The 12,173-nt window shown below is 38.1% G+C and carries 8 protein-coding genes, 1 tRNA gene, 5 pseudogenes and 1 other annotated feature; of the genes and pseudogenes, 1 reads left to right on the forward strand and 13 read right to left on the reverse strand.

Annotated features, from left to right (window positions below):
• Positions 1–420: 420 nt before the first annotated feature.
• From H5126_RS20370 to H5126_RS20420, 13 genes and pseudogenes are all read right to left on the reverse strand, one after another.
• Complete coding sequence (locus H5126_RS20370) at positions 421–1,644, reverse strand: serine hydrolase (protein ID WP_179808150.1); 1,224 nt, start codon at positions 1,642–1,644, stop codon at positions 421–423.
• Between the two features lie 73 nt (positions 1,645–1,717).
• Positions 1,718–2,122, reverse strand: coding sequence for a hypothetical protein (locus tag H5126_RS20375; protein ID WP_218911043.1), 405 nt, complete (start codon positions 2,120–2,122; stop codon positions 1,718–1,720).
• A 1,077-nt stretch (positions 2,123–3,199) separates the two neighbouring features.
• Positions 3,200–3,647 (reverse strand): annotated as a pseudogene (locus H5126_RS20380) (hypothetical protein).
• Between the two features lies 1 nt (position 3,648).
• Complete coding sequence (gene tatC / locus H5126_RS20385; protein ID WP_008467379.1) at positions 3,649–4,389, reverse strand: twin-arginine translocase subunit TatC; 741 nt, start codon at positions 4,387–4,389, stop codon at positions 3,649–3,651.
• Between the two features lie 48 nt (positions 4,390–4,437).
• Positions 4,438–4,770 carry a Sec-independent protein translocase protein TatB gene (tatB, locus tag H5126_RS20390; RefSeq protein ID WP_008467380.1) on the reverse strand — a complete coding sequence of 111 codons (333 nt, stop codon included), beginning with the start codon at positions 4,768–4,770 and terminating at the stop codon, positions 4,438–4,440.
• A 5-nt stretch (positions 4,771–4,775) separates the two neighbouring features.
• Positions 4,776–5,024: a Sec-independent protein translocase subunit TatA gene (gene tatA, locus H5126_RS20395; RefSeq protein ID WP_008467382.1), complete on the reverse strand. Its 249-nt coding sequence runs from the start codon at positions 5,022–5,024 to the stop codon at positions 4,776–4,778.
• Positions 5,025–5,104: 80 nt separating this feature from the next.
• Positions 5,105–5,317, reverse strand: a pseudogene (ubiB, locus tag H5126_RS21685) (ubiquinone biosynthesis regulatory protein kinase UbiB); the annotation flags it as partial.
• Positions 5,310–6,503: pseudogene (gene tnpC / locus H5126_RS20400) on the reverse strand (IS66 family transposase); the annotation flags it as partial. The pseudogenes tnpC and ubiB, both read right to left, overlap by 8 nt.
• A gap of 3 nt (positions 6,504–6,506) precedes the next feature.
• Positions 6,507–6,626 (reverse strand): annotated as a pseudogene (locus tag H5126_RS21755) (DUF6444 domain-containing protein); the annotation flags it as partial.
• A 157-nt stretch (positions 6,627–6,783) separates the two neighbouring features.
• Entirely contained in the window at positions 6,784–7,998 is a 1,215-nt protein-coding gene (locus H5126_RS20405; RefSeq protein ID WP_165724072.1) for a hypothetical protein, read from the reverse strand.
• Positions 7,999–8,084: 86 nt separating this feature from the next.
• Complete coding sequence (locus H5126_RS20410; RefSeq protein ID WP_165724073.1) at positions 8,085–8,888, reverse strand: hypothetical protein; 804 nt, start codon at positions 8,886–8,888, stop codon at positions 8,085–8,087.
• Positions 8,889–8,902: 14 nt separating this feature from the next.
• Positions 8,903–8,993: transfer RNA gene (locus H5126_RS20415), tRNA-OTHER, on the reverse strand.
• 430 nt (positions 8,994–9,423) lie between these two features.
• Positions 9,424–10,845: a hypothetical protein gene (locus H5126_RS20420; protein ID WP_182721275.1), complete on the reverse strand. Its 1,422-nt coding sequence runs from the start codon at positions 10,843–10,845 to the stop codon at positions 9,424–9,426.
• Positions 10,846–11,145: 300 nt separating this feature from the next.
• On the opposite strand from H5126_RS20420, the pseudogene H5126_RS20430 reads away from it, so the two are divergent.
• Positions 11,146–12,173, forward strand: a pseudogene (locus H5126_RS20430) (IS3 family transposase); the annotation flags it as partial.
• Positions 11,424–11,540, forward strand: a sequence feature (AL1L pseudoknot). Its footprint overlaps the pseudogene before it by 117 nt.

A 12,173-nucleotide genomic window follows, 5' to 3' on the forward strand; every position in this document is an offset into this window, starting at 1 on the left:
CCTAACAATTTAATAGTGCGCTCATCACGCATATTTTTGCTGACTTCAAGCTCATCTATCCACATTCCAACAAATAACCGAGGGTATTTCAAGATTTTAAATAAATTTAAATGTAGGATATACGCGTTGCTCGTTTGCTTGACTATATGAATAAACGACACAACTTTATCTATTAATTAGCCCTAAATTTAGCCATCCTCAATGACCGGTTATCGCTCATAGCCGACTGACAATGCACTTCAGTCAATTAGCGCTTTGTGCCATTTCCTGACATTCGTATGGTTAGCTATGATGGTCAACTCTGCTTCCATAGGAGACAGTTCATCCTCCTAACAAGGTTCAGAAGAACATCGGGTGATACAAACGCATGTTACATCCAACAGCTTTTCATTTGTACGTTCTCCCTCTAATAAGCATAAGTTATTCATTTTCTATAAGTGAAGAGACTATTTTTTGCATTGCTTCGCCTGCTTTCGCGTCTGCCCCCCGGTTCATCAGAATTATAAATCCTGTTTTAGAATTCATATCAAAGTATATCGACGTAAAAACACCCAAATCAGAACCCATATGACCCGTCAATCCGTTTCTATCTCGCCAGAAGAAGCGTTGATTGCTCGACACATCGGGAGGAAGTTGTAACTTAAACATTTCATTGTATGCTTCGTCAGATAGTAGTTGATTACCACTACTATCTTCGTTTTTCAAAACTGATACTAGGAGTTGGCTCATTTCCTTAATGCTTGCACGAATGCCACCGTCTGGGTATTGTGGGTTTCCAAAATGCGGATAGGGTAAAAACTGTTTATTTTCTATTGGTGGGTTAAAGTATTGGCCAATAATGTGATTAGTTATAGACGACTCCGTATTTGCACATATAAAAATATAAGGGATGCACTGTTTTACTTCATAAGGTACAGCTATATTATTTAACTTTAAATCATTTAGTCGCCAGCTCGCATTTCGCATTCCTAGTAAACCAAAAAGCTCAGCATTGCTGTATTCAGCCAACGTTGAGCCGGTAACTTCCTCAACTATTTGACCAGCAAGACCGGCAGCAAGATTGCTATATTTGCGAAATTCTCCTGACTTACTTTCTAAAAAATATATGCCATTTTCATATTTATTTCCTGACTTGGTAAGCAGAGATTTAAGGTGTTGCTTTAGCGTTGTTTCGGGATCTTTGTTTTCAGAATAACTATCGATATCATAATAATCATCTATTCCTGACGAGTGGCTTGCCAAGTGCCTTATTGTAATCTTTTCATTCTCAACCTTTGGATTATTAATATGGAAAGACAAGTAATCATTTATATCGCTGTCTAAATCAAGCTTACCTTGATCTACCAAACGCAGCAGCGCTATCCCCATGATTGGTTTGCTGATTGAAGCGATATTAAATTGTGTGTCGTGCGTAACATCTAAACCTGTTTCAATATTCGCTTTGCCATATGTATCAATGAAAGAAACTTCACCATTGGTCACTTTTGCTATTGCTAAGCCGGGTATTGCAGCCTCTATCATCAAAGCAGTTACCAACTCATCAAGCGATTGGGTGCCTTCACTTAAATTAATTTGTTTAGGTAGGATGAACCACGCGCTAATCGATAAGGCAATTAAACATACTACGATAATAATTTTCTTCATTGATAATAACTCTCTTTAATTAACATGGTGTAGGTCATTTTTTTTCAAACAAAACATTTTACGAGTCCGGAGATTATCTTGCGGAAGACTTCGCCGATTCCTTATCATCGATAGTAAGTATTCCATCATTAATTAAAATACTTCCTAACCAAATTTCTCCGAATGATTTACCGTCGAAATATATCTGTTTCTTATATCTCCCAACAATTTTCAATTCATGAGGTTCAGATTCTGTGCCAAAAATAACGGTGTGCGTTAGTGGTAACGGTGAACTTTTACCCACGGTAGAAATAGGTAGTAAATTTGGTGAATAAGGTTCGATTATTTTAATATCTAAGCCCGGATGCTTAACCTTGTACTCCATCCATTTTCCATCAATGAGATGGCCTTCGTTTGCGCCAGTGATGTCAACTAAACTGACACATCCTGACGTTGAAAGAGTTATTGATAATACAAATAATGTGAATAGGATTTTCAAGAATCGTACCTTTAAATTAAAATATATGGCAATTTGATGTATTTCATCGAACTAACTAAATTACGGTTTTAACTAATAATGCTTAAGCAATTAGCAAGCCAATATAAATTATGCCAAAAAACAATGACTTAAAAGGTTTAATGATTATGTTTTTGTGAGTCCAGTCACTTGTTGGAAAAATTGACTAGTATTTGGTTAACTTTACTATCGCTATTTTGTATTAAACTATAGCACTAAAGTTACTCCAGTAGACACGCACTTTACGCGAGCAACAAAGCCCTCATCAACAAATTGTGAGACAACGGGCTTCACATTTTGTCAATTCTCAGAATGACATACGGAATGGTTCGGAGCTATAAAAATATAATCCAAGACAACATTGCTTCTTGCTTACTTTATAGACGTTTATTTAATAACTCTGGATGGTTCAATTGTAGTGTTACTGCCATAAATAAGTTTTGATAAAAATTGAAGTACAGCTCAGCATCGTATGTCTGCTTTCGCCCCTATTGCCGACATACAACGAACTATTTCTGAACGACGGCTATTCGCTCTTTTGAGGCATTCGCCTAAACACGTTTTGGGGCAGAAATGAGTTTGGCAACATCGCCTCTGTTAGATTCCAATCAGCACAGAAAGTACTACCTCTATAAGAACTATGCTTTAGTTCAGTTCACCCTTACAACCGCAGATATTAACCATTAAAGGAGATGTTACACTTTTAAGTATGCATAACATTAATGTTTGAAACTTTTTTGCCTTCCCAGTCCGCCTTTCGTGTCAATAGAAGGTATGTATGACAATAAAGATCAAAACTTAGATTCAATCAACGTGCCTATCCAAAGAAAAATTGTGACAACAAAGATTGAAACTCACTTTTGGACATCTTCAACGCTGGCGAGAGTGTTTTATCTTCTTGTAACTGAGTTTTAGTTTGCTCAACTATTTCAGTGATATTTATGCTGTTTAAATTCATTAAAGCTAGAGCGATAGGGTAATAGCTCTAGCTTGGCATACTGGCAGGATCAGTCAATAGCTAAAAAAGATCCTTAGAAAATAATTTGTCTTGGTGAATAGTTACAAAGAATTAAATACACCACGACTAATAACCACGTTGTCATCTTCTTTTAGCGTTATGCCGTCAGATCCAATTTGGCGCCATTGTTGGCCGTTTTCTAGAGTAATAATTAACTCACCATAAGCTGCTTCTTTAATGGCTGATACAGTTGAGCTAATAGAGCTGTCATTTTCTTTCGCAATATTTTTATGCTCTGAAACCAAACTCTTCTGCTTGTGTTACCGCTACAGCAACAGGTGCGGTGGCTTCTGTATTTGTTGGTGAGAGTGTTTTATTTACAGTAGGCTTGCTCAGCGGTTTACCGGCAACCGTATTATCGTAACAAAGCAGGCGGTTAAAGTCGTTTTCAATAAAGCTACATGCTTGCAGTGCTTGCTCGTTAATAGCTGTGGCTGCAAAAGTCGGTGCGCTTAACAAAACTAATAGTGAGAGTAGTTTTTTGTTCATGTTATTCCTCAGATTCTTGTTGTGGTTTAGCGGTATAAAATTTAGCTAAAATTAGGCCTAGCTCAAACAAAATAAGCATAGGTAGCGCTAATAAAGTTTGTGACAATACATCGGGCGGTGTTAAAAACATCGCTACTACAAAAACACCCACTACAATATAGGGACGTTTTTCTTTTAAGCTTTGCGTTGTTGTAGCGCCGCTCCAGCACAGCAGCATAATGGCTACTGGAATTTCAAAAGCGACACCAAAGGCAAAAAATAGTTTTAGTACAAACCCTAAGTAGCTACTAATATCCGGTGCTAAGGTGAGCATTGCAGGACCCGCACTGGTAAAAAAGCCTAAAATAATTGGCAGTACTACAAAGTAGCAAAAGGCAATACCACCATAAAACAAAAAGATGCTTGAGGCGAGTATTGGCATTAACATGCGTTTTTCGTGCTTATACAATCCCGGAGCTATAAAACCCCAAACCTGGTGTAATATCCACGGAATAGAGGCAAATAATGCGACAAATAACGTTAGTTTAAAAGGGGCAAAAAATGGCGCTGTGACATCAGTTGCTATCATGGTTGCAGTGTTTGGCAAATGTGAAATTAATGGCGCTGCAACAAATGTATAAATGTCGTTTGCAAAATACACTATTGCAATAAAAATAACTAAAATGCTTAATAGTGATTTAATCAGCCGATCGCGTAATTCAATTAAATGCGCGACAAACCCCGATTTTACTTCCTCAGCCATTATTTTTTATACCATTTAGTAAGTTGACCACAAAGTGAGAAATTAATTTCACTTTGTATCATCAATATTTTGCTTATTAGAGGGATCGATTTGATTTTTTTTATAACTGTGGGTCACAGACTGAGCGGCCTGTTGTAGTTCAGTTAGTGAACTTTGTAGTTCAGGACTTAAATCGGTTAAGTTTTGTTGCTCCGCTTTTTTAAGGTTTTCGTGTAATTCGTGCACACGCAACTCTTCGCTCACTTCAGCTTTCACTGAGTTAGCAAGCGACTTTGCAGTTTTTATCCAGCGGCTTACCGTTCTAATTGCTACAGGTAAACGCTCTGGACCAAGCACTACTAAACCAACAATTAAAACAACAATTAGCTCCCACATCCCCATGCTAATTAAACCTTGTTATTGTCTTTATTTTTTTCAGTATGGGCAGAATCAAGCGGTGCACTTTCTTCTGATTTTTGAATCTGCTCTGGCTTTTCTTTATCTGTATTTTTTTCGTCAGACATTGCTTTTTTAAAGCCTTTAACTGCTCCACCTAAATCCCCACCAATACCGCGTAATTTTTTAGTGCCAAACAAAAGTACAATAATTGCTAATACAATCAATAACTGCCAAAGACTAATACCGCCAAATCCCATGTTTATCTCCCGTTTTCATAATTATAAAGTGTATATTTTAAATACTAATTATACGCCTAAAAACGTAAATAGCACTTAGTTTATGTGCTACGCCATGCTGCTATAAAACCAATAATAGCGCTACTTATAGCGATACTTGCAGCAATTAAATCGTGCTGTAAATAAAATAATGCCGCAATAACCATAGCCGCACTGCTAAACAAACCTAAAACCAAAGGTTTATGAGATCCCTTCGGAGCCTGTACTTGAATTTGTGGTGGACGTTTTAAGCTTTGATAAATGTAACTATTCAGCCTCATCTGAAATGAATATATCAGGCAGCTGATTTTTGAATAATAACTCAAGGGCTAGGCTTGCAGATACATATTGTTTTCTGCAAGTCGATAAATAGCTTCTCAGCAAGCAGAACATTTCAGCTCCTTGCTTACTTCTAAAACACCCCGATATTTTTTGATGAACCTTGGTCATCCTAATATCATTCTCGCCTTGGTTGTTGGTAAATGGCACGCCACTGCTCATCATGAAACGTAAAACATCATCTTGATAATCTCTTAGTCGTTCCAATAATGCGCGGGATTTGGTTCGCTTTAATCGGCCTCGCTGACCTTTCACTCGGCTACTTTTATCTGGTGGTGGACATTTAGCGTCACCTTGAAGCAATATTTTTTGATATTGCTCACGATATTTCTGTTTAGCCCCTTTATCTAGGTCGGGATTATCTATTTGAGCTTTATTCATTTCTTTAAGTAAGGTTTGCATATCCTTCGCCCATTGCATGCCGTCTTGCTCCCAAGCCCTTTCTAATTCTCGGATGTGGTGAGCATTACATAATGCATGTTGGCATTGGGTATATTGATAATATGGCTTCCAATGGTCATGACATAGCACACCGGTAAAGTGCGGTAAAATACCGGCCTCATCCATCGCTATTTTTCCTCTTTTTTCATGAGGATAAAAATAAGTCCACCAAGTCGTTGATGCACCATGAAGCCATCGCCGTTTACCGCCGATATTAATGCCAGTCTCATCAACATGCAAAGTTTGATACGGGCTTTGTAATGCCGCTTTGATGATACCTTCTGCGCCCGATGACTTTACCAGTGCCGCTGCTTGTTCATTAAAGTTAAATAAACTGCCGGCACTGATCGGAATACCTAGTTGGTCACTAAAGTATTCTTCAATGCGGTTATAAGGGAGTAATTGATATTGTGATAAGTAAACCGCATGAGCTTTCACACCAACACCATATTGAATAGGACCGTTAACACCTTGGGGGAATTCACCAACAAACCGCTTCCCTTGCTCATTCTCAAGGATTTGAGCCTGGTATTCGGTCACCACTTTACTGATATCTATATCGACGACTTGTCGCTTTTGAAAACCCACCTCACGATAGTGACCTTTAGGTAAAAAATCTCGGTCAACTAAAATGACTTGTACCTCATCAGGTGTTTCTGTTTGAGTCAGCGTTTTACCTACTCGGCCTTTTTGTCCGCCAGCTGATTTTTCTGACTTCTCTCTCGTTGGCTTTGTACGGTTGATATCTTTTGATGGAGGAATGCTACTATTTTGACTATTAAGTCCTAATTTACTAGCTAGCATAACAACGACAACAAGAATGAGTTCAATAGACAAAAACGCTTCAGAGCCGAATGACAGCTCTGTGCCATGAGCGGACGGTCGTAACGCCCGAATTTGCAGCTGGTTCGGAGCGCAGCGGAAAACCAGTCCGACAACATGCGTTTGTTAGATTCTAATTTCAAGGCTCTAGCTCATCTAAAATTGAATTAAAACGCCGCGCTACATGTTCGTCGCTTACTGCGTACCTGACGGACTTACTCCCTTTCTCTAAATCAGCAACAATTGGGTATACATTTCGTGACTTTGCTTTCAATATATTAATAGCTATTGGAGCACCAACATTGCTATAAAAAACATTTCGAACATTGCCATAAGAGGTCCTACCCCCAGATGATCCTATGTAACACAGCACTAACCACTCAACATATTGACCCAAAGACTCCTCGGGACAGAATTCCAAGCCACCAATCTCTTCAAGATTACGTAACAGTTCACCGTGAGAATTATGAGCCCCCCATGAATAGCCAACTTTTTTCATTTCATCAAAATAGCTATCATAAAAATCTTTAATTTGAGCTTGCTTCAAATAAGGCAAAAGCCCTGCCCCATAAGCAACACGAGCTTCTATTAGAGTAGGGCCTCGTTTCCCAATTCGCTTAACAAACTCCCTTGCACAAGTAATCATAACTTGGCTATGTGCGAGTGACTTTAATGAATAAAGTGCCATGTAACAGTTGTGACGAACAACATCGGGGAGCTCAACATTCAGTGAGGAGCTTATTAAGAATTTATAGATCTCCATTTGTCGAGGCTCAGGTGCATGACTAAACTCTTCAAGAAGACTTTCATTAAGAGTAGTTGCCTCGGAACGCTCTACAATCTCTTTAATATCTGTAAGCTTAATAAGCTCGATAGGGTCTTTAGATAGAATCACATCAACGCAGGTTCTGAAAATGTATACGCAATCTTCAACACCTGCTTCGTACTCATCATCTTCGTGCTCTAGGTCTTTTCGGATGTCATAAGCACGAAGAATCCGTCGATATTCTGGACGAGACAAAAGCCCCATGCGATAAGCAAGATCAATCATTCGCAAAGTTGAATAGTTTTCGACATTTTCCGCTGACGATATTGGTGGGAGCTTATGTTGTTTAGCAGCCTCAGCAGCGATATCGACACCCGCGAATAGTATTTTTTCTCTAAGATCATGAATGGATGCATTAAATAATCTCTGGCAAGCACTGCTAGGGTCAACATGTAGTAACTTTGTGACGCGCTGAATAAGGTTTTTCGCTTGCCAGTGAGGGCGAATTTGCAACAACAAAGCATTAACACCAGAAGCTTCGATGATCTCCACATTTGCACTTGGAATTAATTCTTGTCCGTTACTCATCTAGTACTCCTAAAGAATCTAACGTCTCAAACATAGGCGCTTTAGAGTCCTAAGCTTTGACTTGTTAACTGGCAGGACGGCACAAACTATAACTCCTGAACAACTTCATGCCGAACTTTAAATAAAGCATCAGATTGAGCACCGATTAACGATGGGAAATTTGAACGTATAAAGTTATCAAATTTCTTCTTTTGCTTATCTTCTCCATTTACGCCAAGTACGTTTTTGTAATCATAAACTAGCTCTCTGGCTACTATCTGATTTCTAAGAGACGTACTAGATGTAATATATGGAGTTAACTTGTCATCTAAATGACGTACATATCTGATAGTTACAGAAATGAGTGTCGTAAAGTCTTTGAGAGTAATTTTTTTAGCGTCCAAGTTTGATAATGTTTGAGCTATATCTATAGCGGCATGCCTATCTCTAATTACATTGGCATTCTCTAGTAGAGTTTTACGCAACTTTGTTGACAAAGAAGTTTTACTATTATGCACCACTTGATTTCGCCACCTGACAAGTAACACAACCATAGGCGTCCAATAGCTTTCCAAGCTTGGTACCTGTGGAGCGAGTTCTTCTACTTTCTTTGCTGCTCCGTCAACCTTAACCGCTGTAACTATTTTTGGCGGTTGTTCTGGGCAATTACTCAAATATTTAAAATACTCAAGTAATGCTTCCTCAACAAATACAAGGGAGGATCTAACTGCAAAACTTCTTGCTTGAATAGAAGTTTGCTTTGGGTCATTGGTGTCCCATGAAATGGTTAAGTCATCAGGCTTTTCAACTCCGCCTTTAGAGACAGCATTCAAGCCAACACATATTGTGTTTAACGAATAAACCGCGTCCCCGACAGAACTTAAAAAATTCTTTAAACCTTCACTTTCCATTTTATACCTTTAATTGGTGGTACCGTGAGGACTCGAACCTCAACCTCCTGCTTTAATTTCACAAAGTAATAGACAGGTATCTTAAACCAATTAGACCACAGCACCTTTTTCATTGAAGCAGTTAACATTTTAATAGTGCGCTCGTCGCGCATATTTCAACCGACGCCAGATTCATTTTTCTGCATTATATAGTTTTAACAAATAACCTAAGGTATTACTAGCACTAAGTTTTCTATAACTTTAAATAAAAGTTAAATAGAAAAATATGCGCTCAGCGCTCATCTTCATGAATATATGCGCAAAGAGCAGTTTAACCAATCAATTCATGACAGTCTTTGTCCAATCTCAATGTCCGGTTGTCGCTCTTTGACGAAGTTCGGCTCTGTGCCAGCGGACCTTCAATCGTAGCTCGTTTCAGCCCCATTCCGAGCTAACGTAAATGCTCTAAAAGTTTGTTTCGAGATTAACGGACGGTCATTGACTAAAATTTCAAAGTTAAAAATGTTTTGTTTGAACTCAGAAGAACCATATAAGACTAACCTGTTAACATTCCCAACGCATTTAATCTCGAGAATTTTTGAGTTTCTATTAATAACGGATCAACTGAGCTAATTCGAGCTAAAATTGCGTTTAAATCACCCATTATAATACTAGGTTCATCCTCGATAATTTGATTTAAAAACTTCAATACAGTTTCAGGATATTTCTCAGGTAAACTTGTTTCATTTAACTTTCTCAATAAATAATTAAAATCACTAATATTACTTAAGCTATGCTGCAGTATAGAATAACTTTCTACAAAATATTTTTGAGTGTTTAAACATAGAATTGCAAGTTGATTTATTGTTAATTCATTAAAATTTTGATTTTTAGGCCAAACTTTTAATAAGAATGTTTTAATTCTATTTTCCCAGTATTCATCAAATTTATCTCCAGAACTTGTTAATGCATCGTTTAAAGCAACAGTAACATGATAAAAAGCATTTCCGGAGAGTTGCGAGAAGGCAACGGCGACTTCTTTGACTCCATATTCATCATATTTCTGGAGAGCAACATAGGTTAAAAATTTGACATACTGTTGTGATTGTTCACCTAAATCATCTAAATGAGATGCTGTTTCTAATAAATTTACTTTTATTTTAATTAAAAACTCTTTGTGCAATCTTGGTGACCATAAGTAGCAAAACCATGCTACCTGAGAAAAACTACAATCGCTCCAATTAAACCAGTTTAAAATATGCTCTTCAGCCCACTCAGGTGAAACACTATAAAGAGATAAAGCATTAGTAGATATAATTGCTTTAGATAAAATATATATTTCATTATCTTGATTGCACAGATGATTGAGCCTTTCCTTATAATCTGAACTTATGCCATAGCCATCTTTTGGTTTTTCTCTATACCATTGTTTAAATAAAAGTTCAGTCAAGATTCCAACGGGGTGATTTATTGCAGCCATTAGCGGATCTCTATTAATATCAATCTCTTTTCCAAATGGTAAAGTTATTAATAAATCATAAAAGGTAAAAAATTTACTTTTTGTAATTACCTTACAATCGAAATTTTTATCAAGCCAAAACGCAAGAGACCTTGATATGTCGACTAACTTTTCTTTCTCTAAACTTAGAAGATAATTACATGACGAGTCCCAAGCAATATAAGAAAGCCGCCTATTTTCAGACCAAATGCTTATTGCCTCATTCCATCGTTCTGGTAGCCATGAATTACATTGAATAAGTGCCTCTATAACAAATTTTGGTTCTTTTCTACATCGAATGGGCCAATCATCCTCATTTCGAAACCCTACCTCAGGGTTATCCTCCAGCCATGTTATTAAACTATTAAGCTCTAAAGGGGTATTATTTTCCAGTCCTTTATGAAAGCCTGTACTCATCCAAAAAGGGAACTCTTGTTCCTCTTTAATGTGTTTACCCCACATTGGATGCTTTTGAAGCATTTTTTCATATGCCCTATCACCCTCAATACCAACATTTAGTCTAGATCTTTTTAATTTGGATAATCTAAGCCAAATAGCACGATCTTTAATATCCTTAAACTCTTGCTCTGTAAGTTCTTTCCTAAACCAAGATTTAGATGGCCCTTTTAAAATATTACAAACTAGTCGATTCTTATCAACATCACTTAAATTTAAAAAAAGTTTTGGTAATAAACTTAATATCTCTCGTTGTGTCGCAGTATTCCATAACTGAATCGCCCCGTGTTTGCCAGAGACTCAATAACTTGAGAAACTGGAACTATGAAAAAATCAAATCGCTATACATCAGAATTTCGTGAACGTGCAATTAGGCTTGTTACCACACAACAGCATGAATACCCCTCTCTTTGGGCTGCGCTAGTATCGATTTCAGATAAACTGGGATGTACACCAGAAACACTTAGAGCATGGGTCAAGAAGTCTCAAGCTCAACCGTCTAAACCATCTTCTAATACGCAATCAACTGAAGAACGACTTGCCGCCTTAGAGCGCGAGAATAAAGAGCTCAAGCGAACGAATGATATCCTGAGGCAAGCTGCCGCTTTTTTCGCCCAAGCGGAGCTCGACCGCAAACAGAAGTAATAGTGGATTTTATTGATGCTTGCAGAGAGCATTACGGTGTCGAGTCAATTTGCAAGGAATTGCCGATTGCACCATCAACGTATTATTCTCATAAACAGATACAAAGAGAGCCTGAGCGACTGTCTAACCGCAAAAAGCGTGATGCTGAGCTGATAATACTCATTCGCGAAGTGTGGGAGGATAATATGTCAGTTTATGGTGCAAGAAAAATATGGAAGCAGCTACAGCTTGACGACCATCAAGTCGCCCGCTGTACAGTCGAACGATTGATGCGAGTTATGGGAATTCAAGGTGTTCGTCGGGGTAAAGCACATAAGACAACGATACCTGACGAGCAACAAGATAAGCCACTTGATTTAGTTAATCGTCAATTTACTGCTGAGCAGCCAAATCAACTTTGGGTAGCTGACATCACCTATGTTGCCACATGGAGTGGGTTTGTTTATGTCGCTTTCGTGATAGATGTTTTTTCACGATACATTGTAGGTTGGCGTGTATCAACGACAATGCACACAGAGCTTATTCTTGATGCGTTAGAGCAAGCTATTTGGCATCGTGGCAACCCCGAAGGGTTAATTCACCACAGCGACAGAGGCAGCCAATATTTGTCTATACGATACACTGAGCGACTTGCTGAAGCTGGAATTCAAGCGTCTGTAGGCAGTGTGGGTGACTCTTATGACAATGCATTGGCTGAAACAATAAAT

Source organism: Pseudoalteromonas sp. SG45-3 (genome assembly GCF_014164075.1).
Lineage (GTDB): Bacteria > Pseudomonadota > Gammaproteobacteria > Enterobacterales > Alteromonadaceae > Pseudoalteromonas > Pseudoalteromonas distincta.